The sequence below is a fragment of the Aeromonas sp. S41-2 genome, from assembly GCF_027705845.1.
GTDB classification, from domain to species: domain Bacteria; phylum Pseudomonadota; class Gammaproteobacteria; order Enterobacterales; family Aeromonadaceae; genus Aeromonas; species Aeromonas hydrophila.
The window spans coordinates 205,560-231,836 of record NZ_JAPDCG010000002.1; the positions used below are offsets into that span (position 1 = coordinate 205,560).

General features: G+C 45.2%; 24 protein-coding genes. All 24 read left to right on the forward strand.

The window, feature by feature from the left end:
- Positions 1–40: 40 nt before the first annotated feature.
- The 24 genes from rfbB (OKC44_RS05485) (at position 41) to OKC44_RS05600 (ending at position 26,249) form a co-directional block, all read left to right on the forward strand.
- A complete protein-coding gene (gene rfbB / locus OKC44_RS05485) occupies positions 41–1,183 on the forward strand; it encodes a dTDP-glucose 4,6-dehydratase (RefSeq protein ID WP_270811463.1) in 1,143 nt (380 codons plus the stop codon).
- Positions 1,183–2,070 carry a dTDP-4-dehydrorhamnose reductase gene (rfbD, locus tag OKC44_RS05490; protein ID WP_270812124.1) on the forward strand — a complete coding sequence of 296 codons (888 nt, stop codon included), beginning with the start codon at positions 1,183–1,185 and terminating at the stop codon, positions 2,068–2,070. Before rfbB (OKC44_RS05485) ends, rfbD (OKC44_RS05490) begins: the two co-directional genes overlap by 1 nt.
- A 112-nt stretch (positions 2,071–2,182) precedes the next feature.
- Complete coding sequence (gene rfbA, locus OKC44_RS05495) at positions 2,183–3,061, forward strand: glucose-1-phosphate thymidylyltransferase RfbA (protein WP_270811464.1); 879 nt, start codon at positions 2,183–2,185, stop codon at positions 3,059–3,061.
- 62 nt (positions 3,062–3,123) lie between these two features.
- Positions 3,124–3,669, forward strand: a complete 546-nt coding sequence (gene rfbC / locus OKC44_RS05500) for a dTDP-4-dehydrorhamnose 3,5-epimerase (RefSeq protein WP_270811466.1) — start codon at positions 3,124–3,126, stop codon at positions 3,667–3,669.
- A 65-nt stretch (positions 3,670–3,734) separates the two neighbouring features.
- A complete protein-coding gene (locus OKC44_RS05505; protein WP_270811468.1) occupies positions 3,735–5,003 on the forward strand; it encodes a flippase in 1,269 nt (422 codons plus the stop codon).
- Positions 5,004–5,828, forward strand: a complete 825-nt coding sequence (locus tag OKC44_RS05510; RefSeq protein ID WP_270811470.1) for a glycosyltransferase — start codon at positions 5,004–5,006, stop codon at positions 5,826–5,828.
- Between the two features lie 97 nt (positions 5,829–5,925).
- Positions 5,926–7,017: an O-antigen polymerase gene (locus tag OKC44_RS05515; RefSeq protein ID WP_270811472.1), complete on the forward strand. Its 1,092-nt coding sequence runs from the start codon at positions 5,926–5,928 to the stop codon at positions 7,015–7,017.
- A 63-nt stretch (positions 7,018–7,080) separates the two neighbouring features.
- Entirely contained in the window at positions 7,081–8,082 is a 1,002-nt protein-coding gene (locus tag OKC44_RS05520; RefSeq protein WP_270811480.1) for a glycosyltransferase family 2 protein, read from the forward strand.
- Between the two features lie 25 nt (positions 8,083–8,107).
- Positions 8,108–9,154, forward strand: a complete 1,047-nt coding sequence (locus OKC44_RS05525; protein ID WP_270811481.1) for a polysaccharide biosynthesis protein — start codon at positions 8,108–8,110, stop codon at positions 9,152–9,154.
- Positions 9,155–10,264, forward strand: coding sequence for a UDP-2-acetamido-2,6-beta-L-arabino-hexul-4-ose reductase (gene wbjC / locus OKC44_RS05530; protein ID WP_270811482.1), 1,110 nt, complete (start codon positions 9,155–9,157; stop codon positions 10,262–10,264).
- An 11-nt stretch (positions 10,265–10,275) separates the two neighbouring features.
- On the forward strand, positions 10,276–11,412 hold the full coding sequence (gene wecB, locus OKC44_RS05535) for a non-hydrolyzing UDP-N-acetylglucosamine 2-epimerase (RefSeq protein ID WP_270811483.1): 1,137 nt from the start codon (positions 10,276–10,278) through the stop codon (positions 11,410–11,412).
- Between the two features lie 39 nt (positions 11,413–11,451).
- Entirely contained in the window at positions 11,452–12,681 is a 1,230-nt protein-coding gene (locus OKC44_RS05540; protein WP_270811484.1) for a glycosyltransferase family 4 protein, read from the forward strand.
- Positions 12,678–13,277 (forward strand): sugar transferase, encoded by a 600-nt coding sequence (locus OKC44_RS05545; RefSeq protein ID WP_270811486.1) that lies wholly within the window; start codon positions 12,678–12,680, stop codon positions 13,275–13,277. Before OKC44_RS05540 ends, OKC44_RS05545 begins: the two co-directional genes overlap by 4 nt.
- Entirely contained in the window at positions 13,267–14,235 is a 969-nt protein-coding gene (locus tag OKC44_RS05550) for an ATP-grasp domain-containing protein (RefSeq protein ID WP_270811488.1), read from the forward strand. The genes OKC44_RS05545 and OKC44_RS05550 overlap by 11 nt, the downstream gene beginning before the upstream one ends.
- Positions 14,222–14,881 (forward strand): HAD family hydrolase, encoded by a 660-nt coding sequence (locus OKC44_RS05555; protein ID WP_270811490.1) that lies wholly within the window; start codon positions 14,222–14,224, stop codon positions 14,879–14,881. The genes OKC44_RS05550 and OKC44_RS05555 overlap by 14 nt, the downstream gene beginning before the upstream one ends.
- Positions 14,875–16,050: a DegT/DnrJ/EryC1/StrS family aminotransferase gene (locus tag OKC44_RS05560; protein WP_270811492.1), complete on the forward strand. Its 1,176-nt coding sequence runs from the start codon at positions 14,875–14,877 to the stop codon at positions 16,048–16,050. Before OKC44_RS05555 ends, OKC44_RS05560 begins: the two co-directional genes overlap by 7 nt.
- Positions 16,051–16,110: 60 nt before the next feature.
- The gene (locus tag OKC44_RS05565) at positions 16,111–18,072 is read left to right on the forward strand and encodes a polysaccharide biosynthesis protein (protein ID WP_270811494.1); all 1,962 of its coding nucleotides are present in this window, start codon (positions 16,111–16,113) and stop codon (positions 18,070–18,072) included.
- Positions 18,073–18,324: 252 nt separating this feature from the next.
- Complete coding sequence (gene rfbB, locus OKC44_RS05570; protein ID WP_270812127.1) at positions 18,325–19,350, forward strand: dTDP-glucose 4,6-dehydratase; 1,026 nt, start codon at positions 18,325–18,327, stop codon at positions 19,348–19,350.
- Positions 19,350–20,237 (forward strand): dTDP-4-dehydrorhamnose reductase, encoded by an 888-nt coding sequence (rfbD, locus tag OKC44_RS05575; protein WP_270811496.1) that lies wholly within the window; start codon positions 19,350–19,352, stop codon positions 20,235–20,237. The genes rfbB (OKC44_RS05570) and rfbD (OKC44_RS05575) overlap by 1 nt, the downstream gene beginning before the upstream one ends.
- A gap of 185 nt (positions 20,238–20,422) precedes the next feature.
- Positions 20,423–20,962, forward strand: coding sequence for a dTDP-4-dehydrorhamnose 3,5-epimerase (rfbC, locus tag OKC44_RS05580; protein WP_270812129.1), 540 nt, complete (start codon positions 20,423–20,425; stop codon positions 20,960–20,962).
- Between the two features lie 47 nt (positions 20,963–21,009).
- The gene (locus OKC44_RS05585; RefSeq protein WP_270811498.1) at positions 21,010–22,098 is read left to right on the forward strand and encodes an LPS O-antigen chain length determinant protein WzzB; all 1,089 of its coding nucleotides are present in this window, start codon (positions 21,010–21,012) and stop codon (positions 22,096–22,098) included.
- Between the two features lie 139 nt (positions 22,099–22,237).
- Complete coding sequence (locus tag OKC44_RS05590; protein WP_270811499.1) at positions 22,238–24,862, forward strand: SLBB domain-containing protein; 2,625 nt, start codon at positions 22,238–22,240, stop codon at positions 24,860–24,862.
- A 73-nt stretch (positions 24,863–24,935) separates the two neighbouring features.
- Entirely contained in the window at positions 24,936–25,901 is a 966-nt protein-coding gene (locus OKC44_RS05595) for a Wzz/FepE/Etk N-terminal domain-containing protein (protein WP_270811501.1), read from the forward strand.
- Positions 25,902–25,997: 96 nt separating this feature from the next.
- A complete protein-coding gene (locus tag OKC44_RS05600) occupies positions 25,998–26,249 on the forward strand; it encodes a hypothetical protein (protein WP_073350927.1) in 252 nt (83 codons plus the stop codon).
- The last annotated feature ends 28 nt before the right edge of the window (positions 26,250–26,277 follow it).

Genomic DNA, 26,277 nt, shown 5'->3' on the forward strand with positions numbered 1-26,277 from the left:
ACCGCATCCATATCAACTCTTCGCAAGAGAACGCATATCAATGAAAATTCTTGTTACCGGTGGCGCAGGCTTTATCGGCTCTGCCGTGGTGCGCCATATTATCCGTGATACCCAAGATTCCGTTATCAATCTCGATAAACTCACCTATGCCGGCAACCTAGAATCCTTGGCCGATGTATCGACAAGCGAGCGTTATGCGTTTGAGCCGGTGGATATCTGCAACCGTGCAGAGCTGGATCGGGTGTTTGCCCTGCACCAGCCGGATGCCGTGATGCATCTGGCCGCCGAGAGCCATGTTGATCGCTCCATCACCGGCCCGGCTGACTTTATCGAGACCAATATTGTCGGCACCTATATGTTGCTGGAAGCGGCACGCGCCTACTGGAACGGCCTTGACGAGGTTCGCAAGGCGGCCTTCCGTTTCCACCATATTTCCACTGATGAGGTGTATGGCGACCTGCCCCATCCGGATGAAGTGGCTGCCGGTGAGGCATTGCCGCTCTTTACTGAAACCACTCCTTACGCCCCCAGCAGCCCCTATTCTGCCTCCAAAGCTTCTAGCGACCATCTGGTCCGCGCCTGGCGGCGTACCTACGGGCTGCCGACCATCGTCACCAACTGCTCTAACAACTACGGTCCTTACCACTTCCCCGAGAAGCTGATCCCGCTGGTCATTCTCAACGCGCTGGATGGCAAGCCGCTGCCTGTCTATGGCAAGGGTGACCAGATCCGTGACTGGCTCTATGTGGAAGATCACGCGCGCGCGCTCTACAAGGTGGTGACCACGGGCTTGGTCGGAGAGACCTATAATATCGGTGGCCACAACGAGAAGCAGAACCTGGAGGTGGTGTATACCATTTGTGACCTGCTCGACGAGATGGTTCCTCTGTCTCCCTCGCCACTTGGGGGAGAGGGGCGGGGTGAGGGGAGACGCTACCGCGATCAAATCACCTATGTGGCGGATCGCCCCGGTCACGATCGCCGCTATGCCATCGATGCCAGCAAGATGAGCGCCGAGCTTGATTGGCAGCCTGAGGAGACTTTCGAGTCAGGCATTCGCAAAACCGTACAGTGGTATCTGGATCACCAGCAGTGGGTCAACAACGTCAAGAGCGGTGCCTACCAATCCTGGATTGAGCAGCATTATTCTTCCATTGAACAGAACAATGGGGAGCGTGCTTGATGCATATTCTGCTGTTTGGCAAAAATGGCCAGGTCGGCTGGGAGCTGCAGCGTGCACTGGCGCCGCTGGGGCGTATCACTGCCGTTGATTTTGACTCCACCGACTATTGCGGTGATTTCAGCAACCCGGCAGGGGTGGCCGAAACGGTACGTCTGGTCAAGCCGGACGTGATTGTCAACGCTGCGGCCCATACCGCAGTCGACAAGGCGGAGAGCGAGCGTGAATTTGCCGAGTTGCTTAACGCAACCAGCGTGGCTGCTATCGCCAAAGAAGCGGAAGCATTGGGTGCCTGGTTGGTGCATTACTCCACCGACTATGTGTTCGATGGCTGCGGTGAGCGCCCCTGGGTAGAAACCGATGCAACGTCACCGCTTAACGTCTACGGCGAAACCAAGTTGGCAGGTGAACAAGGGGCCGCGCTTTGTTCCCGTCACCTGATCTTCCGTACCAGCTGGGTTTACGCCGCTCGGGGTGTCAACTTTGCCAAGACCATGCTGCGCTTTGGCAAAGAGCGTAGCGAGATGTCGGTCATCAATGACCAGTTCGGCGCTCCGACCGGTGCCGAGTTGCTTGCCGATTGCACCGCCCATGCGATCCGCGTGGCGCGGTGCAAACCCGAGGTCGCCGGGCTGTACCATCTGATTGCTTCCGGTACCACCACCTGGTTTGATTACGCCCAACTGGTGTTTGCCAAAGCCAGAGAGACCGGGGTTGAACTGGCAGTCACGCAGCTCAATGCGGTGCCGACCAGTGCCTTCCCGACCCCGGCCAAACGCCCCCATAACTCCCGCCTTGATACCAGCAAATTCCAGCGTACCTTCGAGCTGGTGCTGCCGGACTGGACCGTCGGTGTGGAGCGGATGTTGACCGAGATCCTGGGCAAATAAATCACTGGCCAGAGATGTGTTGAACGCCTCTCTGGCTGGCAGGGATAAAACAGAAAGGTGTGGCCGCAAGCCACCCTTTTCTTTTGCAATTTAAAAATAAGAAACAAGCATCATGACCAAACGTAAAGGCATTATTCTGGCCGGTGGCTCTGGCACCCGTCTCTATCCTGTGACCATGGCAGTGAGCAAGCAGCTGCTGCCCATCTATGACAAGCCGATGATCTACTACCCGCTCAGCACCCTGATGCTGGCGGGAATTCGCGATATTTTGATCATCAGCACGCCGCAAGATACTCCCCGCTTTGAGCAATTGCTGGGTGATGGCAGCCAGTGGGGTCTGAATTTGCAGTACAAGGTGCAGCCAAGTCCGGACGGGTTGGCACAAGCCTTTATTCTGGGTGAAGAGTTTATCGGGTCAGACCCCTGTGCGCTGGTGCTCGGCGACAACATCTTCTACGGCCATGACCTGCAGAAGCAGCTGGAAGCAGCCACGGCCAAAGAGAGTGGTGCTACCGTCTTTGCCTACCATGTGCATGACCCCGAGCGTTATGGGGTGGTTGAATTTAATAAAGAGGGTACCGCTATCTCTCTGGAGGAGAAGCCACTGGAGCCCAAGAGCAACTATGCGGTGACCGGCCTCTATTTCTACGACAACAGCGTGGTGGATATTGCCAAGAGCCTGAAGCCGTCGCCCCGTGGTGAGCTGGAAATTACTGATGTGAACCGTATCTACCTGGAACAAGGCAATCTGTCGGTGGCCATGATGGGCCGTGGTTATGCCTGGCTGGATACCGGTACCCATGAAAGCTTGATTGAAGCGAGCAACTTTATTCAGACCATCGAGACCCGTCAGGGGTTGAAGGTGGCCTGCCCAGAAGAGATTGCCTATCGCCAGAAATTTATTACTACCGAGCAGGTTCGAGATCTCGCCGTGCCATTGGCAAAGAATGCCTATGGACAATATTTGTTAAGAATGGTTGCCAAAGCCTGATGTGATATAGGGGGGAGGGAAAATGCTCCCCCATAAAATTTGAATCAAATGTGGATAGACAGATGAATGTAATCAAGACAACGATTCCTGACGTACTTATTTTTGAGCCAAAAGTATTTGGTGATGAGCGTGGCTTTTTCTTTGAGAGTTTCAATCACAAGTTGTTTGAAGAGGCGGTAGGATATCCGGTTAATTTTGTGCAGGATAATCACTCCAAATCGTCGAAAGGGGTATTGCGTGGCTTACATTATCAATTGCCTCCCCATGCCCAGGGCAAGCTGGTGCGCTGTGTGGCGGGTGAAGTGTTTGATGTGGCGGTCGATATCCGCAAACGCTCACCGACCTTCGGCCAGTGGGTTGGGGTTCATCTATCAGCTGAGAATAAGCGGCAATTGTGGATCCCTGAAGGGTTTGCCCATGGATTTTATGTCACAAGTGATAATGCGGAGTTTGTGTATAAATGCACTGACTATTATCACCCTGAATCAGAAAGCTCTATTCTTTGGGATGATAAAAATTTGGCTATTTCATGGCCTATAGACTTAGAACCAATACTTTCTAATAAAGATAAAAATGGTAAGGTGATAGATTTTATACTCCAGAAGTAAATCTGAAATTAATGGCGCGTCAAATAGGCGTGATGTAGGTATATCTTTATGGTGTTTTATTGTAAATGTCAATAAGAAAAAATACTATTTGGAATTTAATAGGAAGTGGTGCTCCTTTATTAGTCGGAGGTATAACCATTCCTTATCTGTTAAAAGAGATTGGAGTTGAACTTTTTGGTATATTAACCCTCGTGTGGGTGCTGATTGGATACTTCAGTCTTTTTGATTTTGGTTTGGGTCGTGCATTAACCCAGCTTATTTCTAAGCTAAGGTATAGTGAGAGCAAAGCATATCTATCCAATGTAGCGAGTGTCGGTATTATTTTAATTTGTTATCTAGGTGTTATTGGTGGTTCTATCCTTGCCTTATTGGCTTATCCTTTAGGTTTTTATTGGTTAAACGTAAACCAAGATTTTCAGGGCCAGGTTGCGATATCTTTGTTGATAGCCTCGTTAGGTATTCCACTGACTACATTGACGTCTGGGTTTAAGGGGATACTTGAAGCATACTTGCAATTCTCATATGTAAATTACTTAAGGATATTACTTGGTGTAGGAAACTTCGCATTACCTGCAATATCTGTATATTTATTTGGTGCTGACCTTCCGATAATAGTTGTTAGTTTGGTATTTGTACGCTTCATCGTATTGTTATTACATATACTATATGTATCAAAAGTGCTCGAGGTCAAGTATATAAAACTAACGTCTTATAAGTCTATCATCAGCGAGTTTGCAGCTTTTGGGTCATGGATGACGCTTTCGAATATACTGAGTCCACTTATGGTTACTGCTGATAGATTCATACTTTCAGCTGTAGTAGGAGCAAGCGTACTGGCGTATTACACAGTCCCCTTTGAAGTTATTATTAGGTTGTTAATTATACCTGCAGCATTAACAAGTGCGCTGTTTCCACAAATATCTTCGTTGCTAAGCAATGATAAAAACAAAGCAAAGATTTTATTTAAACAATGTGTTAGATTGGTTTTTGTTGTAATGTTTTGTTTTTGTATGGTGATTGCCATTTTTTCTAAAATGGGGATCGAGATATGGATTGATAAAGATTTCGCGGATAAATCTTGGCATGTAGCATCAATTTTAGTTATTGGTATTCTTTTTAATAGTATTGCACAAATCCCCCATGCTACCGTGCAAGCAAGTGGTAATGTCAAAGCTACATCGATAGTTCATTTGTGTGAGTTTGTTATATATATTCCGATTCTAATTATAGGTGTATACCATTTTGGTATAACCGGTGCTGCATGGACTTGGGTATGTAGAGCTGGTTTAGATATGATTTTGATGTTTCTTTTGGCTCGCAAGGTATTTTATTAAATGAAAGAAAAATTGAAAGATAAAAAAATTGCAATAGGTATAATTGTTTATAATCCGACAGTTAACTTATCCAAGCGTATCGAGATCGCTCTTAGGTTGGGATTCGATTTATATGTATTAGATAACACACCTCAAAGATCAACACTAAGAGATAATCATCAAAATCAAGATGGCTTCCACTATTTAACGTTAGGGCAGAATATTGGTTTAGGTATCGGTATGTCTGCGATATGTGCTCAAGCATATTATGACGGTTATTCACATTTGCTTTTTTTTGACCAGGATACAGTTTTTTCAGCGGATACACTTAACTTTATTGTTAATTTCTATGAGAAGAACAAAAAAGAGCTAGGGAAGTTTAGTGTTATTAACTTTAATTCCAAAGAAGAAAATATTATTGATGATGATGTTGTTTTATATTCATTTCGTGAAACTAACTTGGTAATAAATAGTGGTAGTTTAATCAATCTAGATGCACTTAGAAGTATTGGCTGGTATGATATATCCTATTTCGTTGATGGCGTTGATTATAAATTTTGCTTAGATTCGGTCATCAATAAGTATAAAATAGGAGTCTGTGGTTTTACTCCTGGATTTGATCATGTGGCTGAGCAAGATGATGTGGTATATAAACTTTTTGGGCGAAAATTTCTTGCTAGGAGATATAATCCCAATAGGGTTAGAGATACACTTGACTCTCTTTCTAGATTGCTATTTAGCTCTATCGTTAATAGAAAATGGAAATATTCATATATTTTTATAAGGCAATTAGCTATATATTGTATGGTGCAAGTTTATGTGAGGTTGGTATCTCCAGCTAAGTAAACTGCTGAAGGAAGGGGCGTGTATGCTGTTGTAGGGAGCATGTTTAGCTGCCACATCATATTTATTAGTTGTTAATAATTTAATTTTGGGGCTGATAATGCGCCTTTTAAATCCATTTTATGTGCTGGTTACATTGTTTTCATTTAATATGTTCCTTCATCTGTTTTTTTATGAAACATATGGGGCTCTCTCGTTAACAACATATGTTGTTGTTATTGTATATGTAATTGCATTTTCATTTGGATTTTATTTTTTAGAAAAATCAATACCTAATGTAAAGACAGAAAAATATAAAGCTATTATTTCGAATAAAATGAACTTGATTGTGCTTGTTAGTCTGGTGGTGGTCTTGGCCATTTTTTATTTACGAGTGTCAGCTGAAAATGCTATTAATTTCGCAACCTATAGACAATTGATATTTAAGGCGTACGAGACAAAAAATGATATTTATTATTTCATAAGGTTGCTTAGTTTATATGTTTTTTTTGCTACGGCAATGTTTTTTAATTATAGTGGTAAATATATGTTCGCTGTTTGGTTTGTTATTGTTGTTTTTATTTCAATAATAACAACAGGAAGAAATTATTTACTTATTTACCTCTTAGGATTTCTAATATACATTTTAAATGGAGTTAATGTAAAAAGAAATTTGTGTTTGTTTGTTTTTTTATTTATTTTGACGTTCTCTATTTTTATCTTAGCCTTTGATAAAGGTGGAGATGGAAATATATTTGTTTCAATAATAGATTCTATTCTGAAGTATTTTTCCATCCCTTTGTATGGTTTTTCTTATATGACAGAGCATGTGCCTCAAAATAATACAATTATGCTATTGTCGCCAGGTATCCTAGATTTTATCGGTATTGATTACAATGCACCTCCCCCAGCAATTTATACGCCTGAACCTTTTGTGACAAATGTCTATACGCTATTTTATTTCATGTACTGTGATTTGGGTATTTATGGCATCATTTTTTTTGGGATGCTTTACGGGGCTTTACATAAAAAAATATACTTATATGCATTAAAAGGTTCATCATTCTCTCTTTATTTATATACACTTTCATTATACCCCATCTTTATGTCTGTTTTTTTTGATGTGTATTTGAGTTCGCTAGGATTGTGGGTTGCTGCATTAATTCCATGGTTTTTTATTAAGAAATATAGAATTAACTTATGTAGAAGTTAGTATTCAAGTGCCAAAAGGTATAGATAAATCCTTTATACAAATATATATTCAGGTGTGAACATTATGTTGCTTTCTGTAGTTATACTTTCTTATAATAGACCAGATCAAATTCGCCGTATTCTAGATAATTTTGTTGGTGTAGAACAAAATGATTTTAATATCATCATTAAAGATGATATGTCGCCTAAAATTGATGATATCAAAGAAATTTATAATGCTTATAAAGACCAAATTAGTGTAGATGTTATTTTTCATAAAAACAATGAAAATATGGGGTATGATCGAAACTTATTGGATGCATTTACCATTAATGATGCGGAGTACATATTTTTATTAAGTGATGATGATTATGTGGCTGGTTGCGAAATAAATAATTTGATTGCAGCTATATATGAGAAAAAACTGAAAATATACTTTACACCGTACACAGATCACTCAATAGATGTTGTTAACCGCACATTTGATTATTCATACAAAGAACATGTGGCGTTGTCTGAATTCCCTGAGATAATATATAATTCAATTCTATTTTCTGGCCTTATATTTCACCGTAAAACAGTATTGCAACTAAGTTTAGATAGGGAGTTTTTGTCTAACTGCATATATACTCAAGTGTATTTAGCTGTAAGTCTTATATATAAGACTAGGTCATATGGCGCCATTCCTAGTGGGGTGCTTCACTTAGGTGGCGATGGCGAAAATTATTTCGGTAAGAACTCTTCAGCTAAAAATAGCGATATTTTATCAGATAGAAATAAAATATCATCTAATTTAAACTATCAGAAATTTCTTCTGGCTGTTGTTACGAAGCTATCACTTTCTACAGAGCCAATGATTAATAAATTGTTTTTGAAAGAATATAAGAAAAGATTGATTTCTTATGGCCTGAGGGCTCGTTCTTATGGACTAAGTATCTACTTCGATTTCATAAGAGCATACTTAAATTCGAGATTACCATTTTTTATAGTGCCATCATTTTTGTTCGTTTTCGTGACGTTTTTACCTAGTAAAATATCAGGTAAAATTAATTCCATAGCGAAGAAGTTACTGCGTCATGCGGGTTGAATAAAAATTTCAATGAGGTTTAAATATGGCAAGTGTGTTTGACAATAAGAAGTTATTAATTACTGGTGGTACTGGTTCTTTTGGTAATGCAGTACTAGAACGTTTTTTAAATACCGATATCAAAGAAATTCGTATTTTTTCTCGTGATGAGAAAAAACAAGATGATATGCGCAAAAAATACAATAACTCCAAGTTGAAGTTTTATATTGGTGATGTGCGTGATTATCAAAGCATTTTAAATGCGACCCGTGATGTGGATTACATTTACCATGCTGCAGCACTTAAGCAAGTACCATCTTGTGAGTTTCATCCTCTGGAGGCAGTGAAGACCAACGTATTGGGTACTGAGAATGTATTGGAAGCGGCGATTCAAAATGAAGTGAAACGGATTGTTTGTCTAAGCACCGACAAGGCAGTATATCCTATCAATGCTATGGGGATCTCCAAGGCAATGATGGAAAAGGTGATTGTAGCTAAATCACGTAACGTTGATCCGGCCAAGACTGTGATCAGCGCTACTCGTTATGGCAACGTGATGGCTTCCCGTGGTTCTGTTATTCCCTTGTTCTTACGCCAAATCATCAGCGGTGACCCGCTGACTGTCACCGACCCCAATATGACTCGCTTTATGATGACGCTCAATGACGCGGTCGATCTGGTGTTGCACGCCTTTGAACATGGCACGAACGGTGATATTTTTGTGCAAAAAGCACCGGCAGCCACTATCGACGTGCTGGTCAAAGCGTTGCTGCGAATAACAAAAAAGCCTGATCATCATGTCAATGTGATTGGTACCCGCCATGGCGAAAAACTTTATGAGGCCTTGTGTAGCCGTGAAGAGATGTTTGTAGCTGAAGACCAGGGCGGCTATTACCGTATTCCATCGGACAATCGTGATTTGAACTACTCCAAGTATAATGAAGAGGGCGAAAAGGATTTGTCGGTTGTTGAAGATTACAACTCCCACAATACCGAGCGTTTAGATGTTGCTGGTATGGTCAAATTGCTGCATAAGCTCGATTTTATTAGGGATATTGAGGCTGGTAGCCTGCTCGTGCCAGAAGGGGTATAAATGAAAGTTCTTGTCACCGGCGCCAACGGATTTATTGGCAAAAACCTGCGGATATATTTAGCCGAACAAGGTTTTACTGATGTGATATGTTTTGACCAAGACCATTCTTATGCTGATCTAGCTGATATGGTTGCCAAAACTGAATTTGTATTTCATTTGGCTGGTGTTAATCGACCTAAAGATGAAATTGAATTTACTCAAGGAAATACCGATTTAACCCAAAGCCTGGTTTCCTTGTTAATTGAGACTGGCCGCCACATTCCGCTGGTATTAACGTCATCCATTCAGGCTGATCGCGACAATGCCTATGGTAAAAGCAAGGCGGCCGCAGAGCAAGTCGCCCTTGATTATATGCGTCAAACGGGTAGCCCAGCGTATGTGTATCGCTTGGTCAATGTGTTTGGTAAATGGTGTCGCCCAAACTATAACTCCGCAGTTGCTACTTTTTGTCACAATACTGTGCATAATTTGCCCATCACAATTCATGATGCCAATGCGCCTTTGGCGTTGGTCTATATCGATGATGTGTGTGCCAACTTTATCACTTTGCTAAGGGATGATAATCGACAAGGTGGTTATAAAGAAGTTGAGCCTGTTTATCACACCACAGTTGGGGCCGTGGCTGAAACTTTGCAGAAATTTAAACAAAGCCGAATTAACTTGACTACTGAGGAGGTAGGGACCGGGCTAATGCGAGCCCTTTATTCTACCTATTTAAGTTATTATTCACCCAGTGAGTTTTCCTATACTGTGCCGGGTTATACCGATCCACGCGGCAGCTTTGTTGAGATGTTAAAAACGCCATCTGCAGGGCAATTTTCTTTTTTCACCGCTCATCCTGGAGTGACTCGTGGTGGCCATTATCATCACACCAAAAATGAAAAGTTTTTAGTAATTAAAGGGATTGCAAAATATCGCTTTAAGCAGATCATTACTGGTGAGGAATATTCAATTTCCGTTGATGCTGGTGAGTATAAAATAATCGAAACCGTACCAGGTTGGACGCACGATATCACTAATATCGGTGAAGAAGAGTTAATCGTAATGCTGTGGGCAAATGAGGTTTTTGACCGTAGCAAGCCTGACACTATTGCCTGCCCATTAGCATGAGCCTGTTGACTATGATGAAAAATAAAATGAAAGTAATGACCGTCGTGGGCACGCGCCCAGAAATTATCCGTCTATCGCGAGTGCTAGCCGCGTTAGATGAACATTGCGAACATATTTTGGTTCATACTGGTCAAAATTATGATTTTGAATTAAATCAAGTTTTTTTTGATGACTTGGGTGTACGCAAGCCTGATTATTTTTTGAGTGCAGCTGGCAGAACCGGAGCTGAAACTATAGGGAATGTGATCATTGGTGTGGATAAGGTATTGGCTGAGGTTAATCCCGATGCCATGCTTGTTCTCGGTGATACCAACAGTTGTATGGCTGTCATCCCAGCCAAGCGTCGTAAAATTCCCACCTTCCATATGGAAGCTGGTAACCGTTGCTTTGATATGCGCGTGCCGGAGGAGATTAACCGCCGCATAGTGGATCACACCGCCGATATTAATTTGACCTACAGCAGTATTGCTCGTGACTATTTATTGGCTGAGGGTATACCTGCTGACCGCGTCATTAAAACCGGCAGCCCGATGTTTGAAGTGCTCAACCACTACATGCCGCAGATTGACGGTTCAGATATATTAAGCCGCTTGCAACTCGAAGCAGGCAAATTTTTTGTGATCAGCGCCCATCGTGAAGAGAACGTCGATTCACCGAAAAATCTGAGAAAGTTGGGCCAGATCTTGAATGGTTTGGCTGAAAAATATGGCTATCCAGTGATTGTTTCCACCCATCCGCGAACCCGTAAGCGTATCGAGGAGCAAGGGCTTGAGTTTAACCCCTTGGTGCAGTTATTAAAACCATTAGGTTTTCACGACTATAACAAACTGCAGAAATCCGCTACGGCGGTTTTATCAGACAGCGGTACTATCAGCGAAGAGTCATCCATCATGAATTTCCCGGCACTGAATATTCGGGAAGCCCATGAGCGGCCAGAAGCGTTTGAAGAGGCTTCGGTCATGATGGTAGGGCTAGACGTCGAGCGGGTATTTCAAGCACTGCAAGTATTGGATTCGCAACCGGCCGGGAATGAGCGTTTATTGCGACCTGTTGCAGACTACAGCATGCCGAATGTGTCCGACAAGATTGTGCGTATTGTGCACAGTTACCGCGATTATGTCATGCGCGTGGTATGGAAGCAGTATTAATAAAAACAGTGCAAGAAAAAGCGATTTTTTCTTGCACTTATGATAATGGTTGGTGTTGCTTTGAAAATTCTAATTGTTACGCAGTGGTTTGATCCTGAACCAACTTTCAAGGGCTTGCTTTTTGCTAAAACGTTGGTTGATAATGGGCACCAAGTAGAGGTTATCACAGGTTTCCCTAATTATCCTGGTGGCAAAGTCTATGATGGCTATAAGATAAACGCCTATCAAAAAGAGCTAATCGATGGCGTTGTAGTTCATCGTGTACCGCTATACCCAAGCCATGATGGTTCTGCATTTAAACGAATTTTTAATTATATTTCTTTTGCTGCAAGTTCCCTACTATGTGGTTTGATTAAGGTAAGCAAGCCTGATGTTATTTATAGCTACCATCCCCCACTCACTACCTCGCTTGCGGCTCTTTTTATTGGCATGTTTAGACGAGCGCCCTTTATTACTGATATTCAGGATTTGTGGCCGGATACGCTAGCGGCAACAGGGATGCTTACAAATCCGAAGGCACTGGCAATTGTCGATAAAGTTTGTCACTTTGTTTATCGTCGGGCTGCGAAAATTGTGGTGCTATCACCAGGTTTTAAAAAAAGATTGGTAGCCAAAGGTATTCCTGATTCAAAAATTGAAATAATTTATAATTGGTGTGATGAAAGTGCATTGATACATTCCCGTGCAACACCGTTATCACTCCCTGCCAATGATAAATTAAATATTGTATTTGCGGGGAATTTGGGTTTTGCACAAGGGTTACCTGCCATCGTCGAAGCCGCGCATTTACTTAGTCAGCGTAATGTTAGTGCTAATATTGTGTTGATTGGTGATGGAGTTGCAAAAGCTGCAGCACAGCAACAAGTTGCGGAGTTGCAACTGAATAATATCTTTTTTTTACCAAGAGTTACCATGCAAGAGGTGGGTACTTTATTAAAAGCAGCGGATGCATTGTTAGTGCATTTAACTGATGATGAGCTTTTTTCCATTACCATTCCTTCGCGCACTCAAGCTTATTTAGCTGTTGGCAAGCCAATTGTGATGGGGGTTGATGGCGATGCTGCCAAGTTGATAGAAAATGCCCAGGCTGGGGTATGCTGTAAAGCCAATTCAGCTCAGTCATTAGCCAACGCCGTTGAGCAATTGGTTGCACTTAATGCTGATGAACGTCAGCAAATGGCAAGTAATGCCCATGAGTTTTATCATAAACACCTGTCGTTAGCGCGTGGCGTTAAAAAATTCGTTGCGGTATTTGAGGAGGTAAAATGAAGCGTTTATTTGATATAGTTGCCTCCTTTGGTGCACTATTATTGTTTTCTCCCATCATCGCCTTGGTTGCATGGAAAATCCGCAAGAATCTTGGCTCGCCTGTGTTGTTTCGGCAAACTCGGCCTGGCTTAAATGGTAGACCGTTTGAGATGGTTAAGTTTCGTACCATGAAAGATGCAACGGATGTACATGGTAACATTTTGCCGGATGCTGAGCGAATGACACCGTTTGGCAATAAATTGCGCAGCAGCAGTTTGGATGAGTTGCCTGAGCTGTGGAATGTATTAAAAGGTGACATGTCTTTGGTTGGGCCAAGACCCCTGTTGATGCAATATCTGCCACTTTACAGCAAAGAACAAGCGCGCCGCCATGGGGTACGCCCCGGTGTCACCGGTTGGGCTCAGATCAATGGCCGTAATGCAATTAGTTGGGAAGATAAGTTCAAACTGGATGTGTGGTATGTTGATAACCGTTCATTTTGGTTGGACTTTAAAATTCTGCTCTTGACGGTAAAAAAAGTTTTAATCAAAGATGGTATATCTGCAAATGATCATGTCACGATGCCTGAATTCGAAGGGAAAAATAATGAAAAGTAATGTTTTAATACTTTCTGCGGGTAGGCGAGTTGAGCTGGTTCAGGAGTTTCAGAGAGATTTAAAAACCATTTTTCCTCATGGCAATGTCTATTGTACTGATATGGCTCCTGAACTTTCATCTGCTTGTCAGGTTGCGGATGGTTTTTTTAAAGTTCCACGAGTATCATGTGATGATTACTTAAGTACCTTGGAAAATATTTGTTCTGAAAATGATGTAGGTTTGGTTGTACCAACAATTGATACTGAACTTTTGTTGTTATCAAATGCTAGAGAGTCATTTTTAGCGAAGGGAATTCAAATTGTTATTTCATCGATTGAATTTGTTTCGTATTGCCGTGATAAGAGGATGACAGCGAAGTTTTTTGCTGAGCATGATATAGATCAACCTGAAATATATAACAAAAGCAAGTTAAAATACCCTTGTTTTTGTAAACCATATGACGGAAGTTGTAGCGTCGGTGCATTTGCTGTTAGTAGTCCCAGTGAGTTAACTGAGAATGTTCTTACTGACGATAAAAATATGTTTATGGAATTAATACCGAAAACATTCAGTGAGTATACGGTAGATGGCTATTATACTGATAACGGTAATTTAATTTGTCTTATTCCTAGAAAAAGACTTGAAATTAGGGGGGGAGAGGTAAGCAAAGGTATTACCAAGAAAAATTTTGTTTATGATTATCTTTTACCTAAACTGATGTATCTCCCCGGTGCTAGAGGTTGTATTACATTTCAATTCTTTGTAAATGAAAAGTCTCAGGAAATTAAAGGTCTAGAGATTAATCCTCGTTTTGGTGGTGGTTATCCATTAGCATATGAGTCAGGGGCACATTATCCTCAGTGGCTCATAAACGAGTATTTATTGGGCTTGAGTCTGGCATTCTTTGATGGGTGGGAATCTGGATTAATGATGCTCAGATATGATGCAAAGGTTTTGATTCGTAATGCTACCGAATAACTTAGTTTGGGTTTTTGACCTTGACGACACATTATTCTCTGAACTTGAATATCAGACTTCTGGTTATCAGGCTATATGTAAGGTTATAAAATCTCTATACGATAAAGATATTTATTCAGTAATAGATGATGCAGTTAAGGGGAATAAGGATGTGCTTTCAGAAATTTGTTACTTCCTCGGTTTACCATTGGCACTGAAAGATAGTTTTATCTGGATTTATAGATTACATGCTCCAGATATTACTTTACGTGAGGGGGTTGTAGATTTTTTATTGAAGGTTGAGCCATTTTCCAAGGCAATTGCAATCATTACAGATGGTCGCTCAGTGTCACAAAGGTTAAAAATAAGCTCGTTAGGACTTGATCATTATGAGATTTTAGTTTCTGAGGAATGGCAGGAGACTAAACCGCAATTAGGACGATTTGAATATTTACAAAAAAAATATTTAGATGCGAGTGGTTTTGTGTATGTGGGAGATAATTTAACAAAGGACTTTGTTGGTCCTAATAAATTGGGTTGGATAACGATCGGAATAAAGGATTCAGGTCAGAATATTCACCCTCAGATAATTAATTCCGTTGATAGTGATCATTTGCCCAAATTTTGGGTCAATAATTTTTATGAGCTGCAGGATTTTATATGTTAAATACAAAGTTTTCTCCTTGGCCCTCTTTTACCCAAGAAGAAGCCGATGCTGTTAGTCAGGTTGTTTTATCCAATAAGGTGAATTATTGGACTGGCAATGAATGCCGTGAGTTTGAAAAAGAATTTGCTGCGTGGGTGGATACTGATTATGCGATTGCGCTTGCAAATGGCACCTTGGCTTTAGATGTTGCCCTTAAGGCATTGGGCGTCGTGGCTGGGGATGATGTTATCGTTACCCCGCGCACTTTTTTAGCCTCGGCTTCCGCAATTGTTACTGCCGGTGCCAATCCTGTGTTTGCTGATGTTGATCTTAACAGTCAAAACATTACCGCTGAGTCAATTGCAAAGGTGCTTACCCCAAATACTAAGGCTGTAATTGTCGTACATCTGGCGGGGATGCCTGCGGATATGGATCCGATAATGCAACTGGCTGCAGAGCATGGCTTTTATGTGATTGAAGATTGTGCTCAAGCACACGGTGCTAAATATAAAGGGCGCAGTGTCGGCTCGATTGGTCATGTTGGGGCTTGGAGCTTCTGTCAGGATAAAATTATGACCACCGGTGGTGAAGGGGGCATGGTGACTACAAGTGATAAAGCGCTGTGGCATGCCATGTGGTCGTATAAAGATCACGGCAAAAGTTATGATTCGGTTTATCACAAGCAACATGCACCCGGTTTTCGCTGGGTGCACGACAGTTTTGGCACTAATTGGCGCATGATGGAAATGCAGGCAGTTATTGGCCGTATTCAACTCAAAAGAATGGAGGAGTGGACATCCAAACGTATTGCCAACGCCGCTCAGTTAGATGCCGTCGCAGCCAATTATCCATTGCTGCGGTTGGTTGACGTGCCTGCCGGTTTCATTCACGCCGAATACAAGCACTATTTCTTCGTCAATGAGGACTATTTGGCAGAAGGTTGGAGTCGTGATCGGATCATTGATGAAATCACAGCTCGTGGCGTGCCTTGCTATCAAGGCAGTTGTTCCGAAGTTTACTTGGAAAAAGCCTTCGACAATACGCCATGGCGGCCACAACAACGTTTGCCACATGCCAAGTTATTGGGCGAAACCAGTTTGATGATGCTGGTGCACCCAACCTTGAGCACTGATGAAATGTTGCGTAGTTGCCAAGAGTTGGCAGAAGTGTTGGCATTAGCAAGTCGCTGATATTTTTATTGGCGATGCTGCCAGATCATGGCATCGCCATTTACATAGCACGGTGAATTTATGTTGACGACTTTTATTGGTATGCCACGGCTATATAAACGTATTATTAGTGTCCTTGTTGACTTAACGTTGTTAACGTTGGCTTTCTGGGGCAGTTATTGGGTGCGTCTTGATGCCAATATTCCATTGCAGAGTGTGTTGCACTGGCAAATGCTGGCGTTGTTGCTGCCGATCACCATTGTGATTTTTATGCGGTTGGGGCTGTATCGCGCGGTTTTACGCTACGTCGGTTTCAAGGTGTTGTGGACGGTATCACTCGGCGTTTTACTGTCCACAATGTCGTTGGTCATGCTGGCGTTTTTTATGGATGTTCCACTTCCTAGAACGGTATCGGTGATCTATTTTGCTTTTTCGGTGTTGCTGATAGGTGGTGTGCGGCTTTTTTTTCGGGCACTGGTTCAACGCAGTGGCCAACAACGGGTTGCTGTGCTGATCTACGGTGCAGGATCTTCTGGGCGGCAGTTGCAGTTGGCGTTGAATCAAGGGCAGGAATACTTACCTGTGGCATTTGTCGACGATGATCCCGCTTTGGTGAAAGCCGTGATCCAGGGCGTCAATGTTTACAGCACCGACACTATCGAGACGTTGATCGAGCGCTTCGATATTAAAAAGATCTTGTTGGCCATGCCAAGTGCTTCACGTAGTGTCAGGCAAGCGGTAATTAACCGACTGGAACAGTGCCCATGTGAAGTGCTCTCTATCCCTGGTATGGCGGATCTGGTTGAGGGGAATGCTCATATCGATGAGCTTAAAGAGGTCAGTATCGAAGACCTGTTGGGGCGTGATGCGGTTGCCCCAATTCCTGAGCTGATCAATGCCAACATATCTGGCAAGCGGGTGATGGTGACTGGGGCCGGCGGTTCTATCGGATCTGAATTGTGTCGCCAGATCATCCGTTGCAAGCCCGCGCAACTGGTGTTGTTTGAGCTGTCTGAATATGGCTTGTATGCCATTGATAAAGAGCTGCAAGAAATCAGCCAACAAGAAGGGTTGCAGGTTGAGATAATGCCATTGTTGGGGTCGGTGCAGCGGCAACATCGTTTGCAAGCGGTGATGAGCACCTTCCAGATCCAGACGGTTTATCATGCAGCTGCCTATAAGCATGTCCCACTGGTTGAATACAACGTGGTTGAGGGGGTGCGCAATAATGTGTTTGGAACCCTTTATTGTGCACAGGCGGCTATCAAGGCCAAGGTTGAAACCTTTGTGTTGATTTCGACTGATAAGGCAGTGCGCCCCACTAACACCATGGGCACCACCAAGCGATTGGCCGAACTGGTGCTGCAATCGTTGGCTGCCGCACAGCGACAAACCCGCTTTTGTATGGTGCGTTTTGGTAATGTTCTGGGCTCGTCTGGTTCTGTTGTACCACTGTTTCGCAAGCAGATCCGCGATGGAGGCCCTTTGACTTTGACCCACCCCGATATCATTCGTTATTTCATGACCATTCCTGAGGCGTCGCAGTTGGTTATCCAAGCGGGTGCTATGGGGCAGGGTGGAGATGTGTTTGTGTTGGATATGGGTGAGCCGGTCAAGATCATTGATTTGGCGCACCGGATGATCCGCTTGAGTGGCCTGAAGCTCAAGAGTGACAAGCACCCCTCTGGCGATATTGAAGTGAAGATCACCGGTTTGCGACCTGGCGAGAAGCTGTTTGAAGAGCTGCTAATTGGCGAGCAGGTTGAGGGTACGGCCCACCCCCGAATTATGAAAGCCTCTGAGTTAATGTTGCCTTGGCCACAACTACGGGTGTTTTTGGCCGAGCTTGATAGCGCGTGTTTCCGCTTTGATCATGAACAGATCCGTAGCCTGCTGTTAAGTATGCCGACCGGTTTTAATCCCACTGACGGGATCTGTGATCTGGTGTGGCAGGCAAAAAACACTTTGCCGTATGAACCGTGCCTGAGTGTGGTTGAGGACATTGATTTTCTTAATTCAGAGAGTCATCAGCCAATGCATTAAGCGACTTGTCTTATGGCATGCCCCGTGACCTCCTGTGAATGATGGCCAGATGATGGCCAGATGATGGCCAGATGATGGCCAGATGATGGCCAGATGATGGCCAGATGATGGCCAGAAGGACGACATGTCCATCATCAATGGCCAGTATTGGTCGAGAGTATCCTCTGCTCTCATCACGGAAAATGGCCTGTCAGGGGGCACTTCCAACCATGTTTTGTCAGTTGACCTCATAGAGATTCTCGCCCATATATGTTGAAACTTCTCGTTACCGGTGGCGCAGGCTTTATCGGTTCAGCCATGGTGCGCCATATCATCCGTGATACCCAGGATTCCGTGATCAATCTCGATAAACTCACCTATGCCGGCAACCTAGAATCATTGGCCAATGTTTCCGGGAGTGAGCGTTATGCGTTTGAGCAAGTGGATATCTGCAACCGCGCCGAGCTGGATCGGGTGTTTGCCCTGCACCAGCCGGATGCCGTGATGCACCTGGCTGCCGAGAGCCATGTTGACCGCTCCATCACTGGTACTGCTGACTTTATCGAGACCAATATCGTTGGCACCTATATGTTGCTGGAAGCGGCTCGCGCTTACTGGAATGGTCTGGACGAGGCGCACAGCTTCCACCATATCTCCACCGATGAGGTGTATGGGGATCTGAGCAGCTCCTATTCGGCCTCCAAAGCCTCCAGTGACCATCTGGTGCGTGCCTGGCGCCGTACCTACGGCTTGCCGACCATCGTCACCAACTGCTCTAACAACTACGGTCCTTACCGCTTCCCCGAGAAGCTGATCCCGCTGGTGATCCTCAATGCGCTGGATGGCAAAATGCTGCCGGTCTATGGCAAGGGTGACCAAATTCGTGACTGGCTTTATGTAGAAGATCACGCGCGCGCACTCTACAAGGTAGTGACCATGGGCATGGTCGGAGAGACCTACAACATCGGCGGTCACAACGAGAAGCAGAATCTGGACGTGGTGCATACCGTGTGTGATCTGCTTGACGAGATGGTGCCCAAAGCGGGTTCTTACCGCGAGCAAATAACCTATGTGGCGGATCGTCCCGGCCACGATCGCCGCTATGCCATTGATGCCAGCAAGATGAGCGCCGAGTTGGATTGGCAACCGCAAGAAACTTTCGAATCTGGCATTCGCAAAACTGTGCAGTGGTATCTGGATAACCAGCAGTGGGTCAACAACGTCAAGAGCGGCGCCTACCAGTCCTGGATTGAGCAGTATTATTCTCCCATTGAACAGAACGATGGGGAGCGTGCCTGATGCATATTCTGCTGTTTGGCAAAAACGGTCAGGTCGGTTGGGAGCTGCAGCGTGCACTGGCGCCGCTCGGGCGCATCACAGCCGTTGATTTTGACTCGACTGACTATTGCGGCGATTTCAGCAACCCGGCAGGGGTGGCCGAAACGGTACGTCTGGTCAAGCCGGACGTGATTGTCAACGCCGCAGCCCACACCGCAGTCGACAAGGCCGAAAGCGAGCGTGAGTTTGCCGAGCTGCTCAACGCCACCAGTGTGGTGGCGATTGCCAGAGAAGCGGAAGGATTGGGTGCCTGGTTGGTGCATTACTCCACCGACTATGTGTTCGATGGCAGCGGTGAGCGCCCCTGGGTTGAAATCGATGCGACCGCACCGCTCAACGTCTACGGCGAAACCAAGCTGGCGGGTGAGCAAGGCGCCGCGCTTTGTTCCCGTCACCTGATCTTCCGTACCAGCTGGGTCTATGCCGCCTGCGGCGCCAACTTTGCCAAGACCATGCTGCGTTTTGGCAAAGAGCGTAGCGAGATGTCAGTCATCAATGACCAGTTCGGCGCCCCGACTGGTGCCGAATTGCTGGCCGATTGCACCGCCCATGCGATCCGCGTGGCGCAGAGCAAACCCGACGTTGCCGGGCTGTACCATCTGATTGCTTCCGGTACGACCACCTGGTTTGACTACGCCCAGCTGGTGTTTGCCAAAGCCAGAGAGGCTGGGGTTGAATTGGCAGTCACGCAGCTCAATGCGGTGCCGACCAGCGCTTTCCCGACCCCGGCCAAACGCCCCCATAACTCCCGCCTTGATACCAGTAAATTCCAGCGCACCTGCGATCTGGTGCTACCGGACTGGACCGTCGGTGTGGCGCGGATGTTGACCGAGATCCTGGGCAAGTAAATCACTTGTCAGGGCCTCCTGGAGTCAGGATTGTTGCCGTTTGCCCTGAACAATATACATGTGATGAGTGGTGGTGCATGAAGGGGGCGATTGGTCAGTCAGGAAAATATCAGTGAGGGGTTGAATCCACCTCATTGATGTGAATAATCAACGCCCAAGGCGTTTTAAATGTTGGTGATGTGTTAATGATATTTAAGGCTACACAATTAGCAGACGTAATGATATTGATGCCAGAAATATTTTCTGATCATCGTGGTGATTTTCGTGAGTCTTTTCGCCAGAAAGAGTTTGAACATTATTGTGGGCATTATTCTTTTGTTCAGGATAATCTGAGCCGTTCAGTTGGGGGTACCTTGCGAGGATTGCATTACCAATGCTCACATCCTCAAGGTAAATTAATTCATGTGATCACTGGCCGAATTTTTGATGTGGCGGTAGATATTCGCCCTGCATCATCGACCTATGGTCATTGGGTGGGCCATATACTGGATGCAGTGCGAGGTGAACTTATGTGGATCCCTCCCGGTTTTGCCCATGGCTTTTATGTGTTAAGCGAGACTGCAGATGTCTTTTATAAATGTACAGATTATTATCATCCCGATGATGAAGCAGTAATTCGATGGGATAGTCCTGATTTGGCTATTCAGTGGCCATTATCTGAACAGCGACCCTTATTGCTATCGGATAAAGATCGCCTGGCCCCCTGTTTTGTTGCGGTACTTTAAGAGTGCTCCAATCGTAATATTTTTAATATTGATAACAAGAGAGAGATATGAGCAATAAAACGCCAGTTATTCCAAATCAGTTGGTACATATATCTGCATCAGACGAGATCGATCTGCGAGAGCTGCTACTTGTGTTGTGGCATCAAAAAGTACTTATATTGTTGGTGACCGGTGCGTTTGCTGTCGCGGGTATTGTTTACGCCATGACTGCGCGTCAGGTATGGACCAGTCAGGCTGTTATTTCTGAGCCGTCAGTTTCTCAAGTAGCGGAACTACAATTAGCTGTGGACAAAATACAAGCAATCATGTCCAGCAACGGGGTCCCTCCATCGACAGCTGTATTTTCCTCGCTTGAGCAATCCGCTATTTACAAAAGTTTTATCTCAGCTTTTAACAGCATGAATAATAAGCGGGCGTTTTTGACGCAAGAAGGTGTCTACGCAGCCGAGATGGAGAAATCAGGAGTATCCGATAAGCGCAGTGAACTTGTGTTAATGAGTAAGTTAGCTGATACCATATCTGCTAAGGATCTGGATAAAACAAGCCAAGATATAACTTTAAATGTCTCTGCTGAAACGCCTGAGCTTGCTCTGCAGAGACTAGAAAAGTATATAGAATTTGTTCAACAGCAGCAACTCAAACGCAAAAATGCAGAGTTGCAATCCATATGGCAAAACAGAATAAAAACGCTGGCTGCACAATATGACAGTGTCAAAGCTGATACATTACTAAAAAGGCAGGAAGAACTTCAGCGGGTTGGATATAGTTTGCGTATCAGTAAGGCTGCTGGTGTAGATCAGCCTCTTGAGCGGATTGATAGCCAAGAGGTTTTCAATATTCAGTTAGGAACGAAAGGCTTAGCTGAAAAATTTAAAATATTGAATGAGATTAAAGATCCTGAACTGCTTAATCCTGAATTAGGAAAAATTCGCCTGCAATTAAGTAGTCTAAAAGCGTTGAAACTTAAAAAGGCTGATTTTCAGTCTTTTAATATAATCGATTCACCGGAAGAACCGTTTACTTGTGACAAACCCAAGCGCCCGCTAATTGTTGTATTGGCTACCCTGCTGGGTGGCATGCTGGGCGTCGTAATTGTGCTGGTCCGGCATGCCTTTCGTCGATCCGATGGGGCGTGATTTTTTTGGTTGAGCATAGGCGTTTTAATTCTACTCACTTGGATATGATTTTGTTAGTGTTTTATGCTACCATGCCGTTGTTTTTGCTCATGGTTATTATGGTATTGATTTTTATGGGTCTTGGGTGGAATAACTAAAAATGAAACAAAAGGGATTGCTTATCTCACTGGCTTTGATGGGCTTGCCGCTTATGGCTGCGCCACAAATTACGCCCGAGATGATGGCCAAATTTAAACAATTATCTCCTGCCCAGCAGCAGGTGCTGGCTGCCCAGTATGGTATCGACCCGTCCCAATTGGGAGGGAGTACCAGCCAAAGCAGTGTCACTCCGGTCAAAACTGCTCCTGTAGCTGCTCCACGTGAAGTGGATTACAGCCAAGAGTCCCAGCGGCCTTTGGTTGCAGGCGTGGCGCAAGAGGGGGCGTTGCAGCCTTTTGGTTATAGCGTCTTTGCGGGGGAACCGCTCACCGATGCGCCCGTAGTGGATATGCCTGTTGCTGATGACTATGTGATGGGGCCGGGTGACGAGATCCGAGTTCAGCTCTATGGCAAGGAGAATGCAAGTTTTACCCTAGCGATTGGCCGTGAGGGATTTATCGATTTCCCTTCCCTTGGCCCTATTGCAGCCAGTGGTCAGACTTTCCAGCAACTACGCAGTGAACTGGAAAACCGGATCAAAGAGCAAAAAATTGGTGTAGAGGCGTTTATCAGTTTTGGCGCTCTGCGCACTATGCAGGTTTTTGTGATGGGTGATGCCTATCGACCCGGTGCTTACAACGTCAATGGCATGGCTACCGTGACCCAGGCTTTGCAAGCCGCTGGCGGTATCGATACGGTAGGGTCGTTGCGCAAGATCCAGGTCAAGCGTGCAGGGCAAAAAGTGATCGATGTTGACCTCTACAAAATGTTGATCTGGGGCGACACCAGCCAGGATATCCGTCTGCGCTCTGGTGATACGGTGTTTATTCCTGCCAAAGGCAGTGAGGTTAGTATCGATGGTTTGGTTAAACGCCCCGCTATTTATGAATTGGGCGGCCCTGCAGCCCTGGTTAATGTGCTTGGGTTGGCGGGCGGCATGAAGGCTTCTGCACTCAAAGAGGTTTCGGTGACCCGTTACGGTGAAACCGGGATGCGGGTATTTAACCTGAACTTGTCAAATCAGCATGATCGTCAGTTTGTCGTGCGTGATGGTGACAAAGTTACGGTCAAGCCGAGCAGTACCGAATATAGCCAGGCGATCGTGGTGAAAGGTGCCGTAGTTCGTGAAGGCGTCTTCAGTTTTCAGCCTGGAATACGGATCAGTCGTGTGTTACAAAGTGCCGACCGCGATCTGACATCGGTCACTGACTTGAATTATGCCTTGGTTGTGCGTGAAGTGGATGCCCAACGTAATATCGAGGTATTGCAATTCAATCTGGGCCGTGCATTGCAAATTCCGGGCGGGGAGGATGACATTCGTTTGAGGCCGCGTGATCAGGTGCTTATTTTTAGCAATGATGCAACCGACCGACTGAAGCAGGTGGCGAGCTCTCAGAGCTCTTCGACAAGTATCGACAATCAGGCTAACCAGCGCATTGAGCAGCAAGCCAATGAGGTAGACGACAGTACAGGTGCTGATGTTAGTCGTGCTCAATTGGCTAAAGAAGATAAGATGACTTTGGCTAGTGTGTCTAATACGACTAAGACTGAGGCGTTAGTTGGTGCCTCTCGTCAAGCTTTGCTTGCTCCGGTTATTGAGCGTTTGAAAGCTCAAGCAGCACAAGGTAAACCGGTACAGATTGCTGAAGTTCGTGGTGAGGTTAAATATCCGGGGGTCTATCCCTTGACGCCTTATAGTCGAACCCATGATTTGATCATGGCCGCGGGCGGGTTTAACGAACAGGCGAATGTGATTGAGTTATCTCGCGTGAGTGAGCGAGGGAATGATATTGCAATTGAAAATCAGCGTCTGGATTTGGCAACCGCAAATCGGGTCACCGGTTCGCCTTTGGTGCAATCAAAAGACAGTTTGAACGTGTTGCCTCATCCCCAATGGCGTGAAGAGGCTACCGTACAGGTGTTTGGCGAGGTGAAGTATCCTGGAACCTATACGGTGCGTCGTGGAGAACGTTTGCAGGATTTGATCCAGCGTGTCGGTGGTATTACTCCCTATGCCAATCCGAATGGTGCTGTCTTTGCTCGTGAAGCGCTGCGTAAACAGGAAGCAGAACGCATCGCTTTGTTGCGTGATGAACTCAAGCAAGAGATTGCGACCATGACACTGCGTCGTCAATCCAGTATTGCTAACTACAACAGCTCGCCTGCAGAGGCGATGACGGTGGTTAATCAGCTGGAAAACAGCAAGGCTGTCGGTCGTATGACTATCGATATGCCAGCGATTTTGTCTGGAGACAAGCAGGCTGATGTGATGCTGCAAGATGGCGACAAGCTTTATGTGCCTGCGTTACAAAATGTGGTCTCTATTCAGGGGATGGTGCAATTCCCCTCTTCCCATGTTTACGATGGGAACCTGAGTGTCAATGATTACCTGAGTCGTGCCGGGGGAACCAAGAAGCAGGCTGATACCGACCGTATTTACGTGATCAAGGCCAATGGTAGCGTGATGCTGCCAGGTGATAGCTGGTTTGGTGGTCGCAAGAGCTTGGAGCCGGGTGATACCATCGTGGTACCAGTTGATTCTGATTATCTGGATAACCTGAGTATAATGACCTCTGCAACACAGGTCCTCTATCAACTGGGTGTCGCGTGGAGTGCAATCAAGTAATTGCATCGTTTATTTGGTCACCCATTCAGTCAGGTGGTGAAGGCCGCCTGACTCTTCTGAGATCTGGTTTGTTATGGCACAAGTAAAAGAATATCCTCCTTTAACCTTGGCAATAAACGGAGGGAAGGAAGATGAAATCGATTTGCGTGAATTATTCGCGGCGCTTTGGCGTGGTAAGTGGTGGATAGTCGCCAGTACCTTGGTTGGTGCGGTAATAGCTGTCATCTTTGCACTCTCACTGCCAAATATTTATCGTTCAGAGGCTTTGCTTGCCCCATCTACGGAGCAGCAAGGAGGTGGACTTGCCGCCATGGCTGCCCAATTTGGCGGTCTTGCTAGCTTGGCTGGTGTAAATCTCAGTGGTGGCGGTGGTCCAGACAAGATGGCTATTGCGGTCGAAATTGGGAAATCCCGTCAATTCTTAAGTCATTTTATCCGCCAACATCAGTTGGAAGTGCCGTTGATGGCTGTTACTAAAGCAGACAAGGCGACTGGTGAATTGGTGATTGATGAAGATACCTACGATGTCGCCGGCAAAAAGTGGGTGCGTGAAATGCCTCCTGGCAAGTCCGTGGAACCAACAGATTGGGAGCTGGTTAAGGCATTTCGCGCACTTGCAAGTATCAGTCTGGATGCAAAATCAGGATTGGTTACGGTGGCGGTGGAGTACTACTCCCCCGAGTCTGCGAAGCAGTGGGTTGACTGGTTGGTAGCTGATCTCAATGAGGCAATGAAGGTGCGGGATCAAACTGATGCGACACGTAACATTGCCTATCTAAAAGCACAGCTTGAGAAAACCCCTGTCGCAGATATGCAAAAGGTGTTCTACCAGCTGATCGAGGATCAGACCAAAACCTTGATGTTGACTGAAGTAAATCAAGAGTACGTTTTTAAAACCCTTGATCCTGCCGTAGTTGCCGAGGAAAAAGCGAAACCCAAACGTGCGTTGATCGCCGCATTGGGGACGCTGCTTGGCGGCATGTTAGGCGTTATGATTGTACTGGTACGCCATGTAATCGGTTGTTCACCTCGTCACTGATGAGAGGGCTCATCTGAGCGACTCACACTGGCCAATTGCTCTGTTTCAAGATATCCTGTTAGTGCTTTAAGTCATGTGTAAATAAGGAAATTTGTAATGAAAAAATCAGCTTTGACTCTGGCTGCTATGTTGGTTCTCTCTTCAAATGCAATAGCAGCTGAAGAAGTTGCAGGTGCTGCTAGCACCGGTGGTGCTGCTGGTGGCGCCGCTGCCACTGGCGCTGCTATTGGTACCACTGCCGCAGTTGCTGTTGGCGTTGGTGTTGCCGCACTGGCGGCAGTTGTTGTGGCTAATGCCAATGACGACTCCACCAGTACCAGCACTAACACAACAACTGCTACTAAATAAGTTGTTTGATATTGTAATAAGGCTGCCA

Bases quoted from the DNA above. Each gene is read 5' to 3' on its own strand.
- OKC44_RS05550 (WP_270811488.1), top strand. From the start codon at position 13,267: ATGAAAAGTAATGTTTTAATACTTTCTGCGGGTAGGCGAGTTGAGCTG.
- rfbC (WP_270812129.1), top strand. From the start codon at position 20,423: ATGATATTTAAGGCTACACAATTAGCAGACGTAATGATATTGATGCCA.
- OKC44_RS05520 (WP_270811480.1), top strand. From the start codon at position 7,081: ATGTTGCTTTCTGTAGTTATACTTTCTTATAATAGACCAGATCAAATT.
- rfbA (WP_270811464.1), top strand. From the start codon at position 2,183: ATGACCAAACGTAAAGGCATTATTCTGGCCGGTGGCTCTGGCACCCGT.
- wecB (WP_270811483.1), top strand. From the start codon at position 10,276: ATGATGAAAAATAAAATGAAAGTAATGACCGTCGTGGGCACGCGCCCA.
- rfbD (WP_270812124.1), top strand. From the start codon at position 1,183: ATGCATATTCTGCTGTTTGGCAAAAATGGCCAGGTCGGCTGGGAGCTG.
- OKC44_RS05545 (WP_270811486.1), top strand. From the start codon at position 12,678: ATGAAGCGTTTATTTGATATAGTTGCCTCCTTTGGTGCACTATTATTG.
- OKC44_RS05555 (WP_270811490.1), top strand. From the start codon at position 14,222: ATGCTACCGAATAACTTAGTTTGGGTTTTTGACCTTGACGACACATTA.
- OKC44_RS05560 (WP_270811492.1), top strand. From the start codon at position 14,875: ATGTTAAATACAAAGTTTTCTCCTTGGCCCTCTTTTACCCAAGAAGAA.
- OKC44_RS05505 (WP_270811468.1), top strand. From the start codon at position 3,735: ATGTCAATAAGAAAAAATACTATTTGGAATTTAATAGGAAGTGGTGCT.
- OKC44_RS05540 (WP_270811484.1), top strand. From the start codon at position 11,452: ATGATAATGGTTGGTGTTGCTTTGAAAATTCTAATTGTTACGCAGTGG.
- OKC44_RS05585 (WP_270811498.1), top strand. From the start codon at position 21,010: ATGAGCAATAAAACGCCAGTTATTCCAAATCAGTTGGTACATATATCT.
- OKC44_RS05590 (WP_270811499.1), top strand. From the start codon at position 22,238: ATGAAACAAAAGGGATTGCTTATCTCACTGGCTTTGATGGGCTTGCCG.
- wbjC (WP_270811482.1), top strand. From the start codon at position 9,155: ATGAAAGTTCTTGTCACCGGCGCCAACGGATTTATTGGCAAAAACCTG.
- rfbD (WP_270811496.1), top strand. From the start codon at position 19,350: ATGCATATTCTGCTGTTTGGCAAAAACGGTCAGGTCGGTTGGGAGCTG.
- OKC44_RS05595 (WP_270811501.1), top strand. From the start codon at position 24,936: ATGGCACAAGTAAAAGAATATCCTCCTTTAACCTTGGCAATAAACGGA.
- OKC44_RS05600 (WP_073350927.1), top strand. From the start codon at position 25,998: ATGAAAAAATCAGCTTTGACTCTGGCTGCTATGTTGGTTCTCTCTTCA.
- OKC44_RS05565 (WP_270811494.1), top strand. From the start codon at position 16,111: ATGTTGACGACTTTTATTGGTATGCCACGGCTATATAAACGTATTATT.
- OKC44_RS05525 (WP_270811481.1), top strand. From the start codon at position 8,108: ATGGCAAGTGTGTTTGACAATAAGAAGTTATTAATTACTGGTGGTACT.
- rfbC (WP_270811466.1), top strand. From the start codon at position 3,124: ATGAATGTAATCAAGACAACGATTCCTGACGTACTTATTTTTGAGCCA.
- rfbB (WP_270811463.1), top strand. From the start codon at position 41: ATGAAAATTCTTGTTACCGGTGGCGCAGGCTTTATCGGCTCTGCCGTG.
- OKC44_RS05515 (WP_270811472.1), top strand. From the start codon at position 5,926: ATGCGCCTTTTAAATCCATTTTATGTGCTGGTTACATTGTTTTCATTT.
- OKC44_RS05510 (WP_270811470.1), top strand. From the start codon at position 5,004: ATGAAAGAAAAATTGAAAGATAAAAAAATTGCAATAGGTATAATTGTT.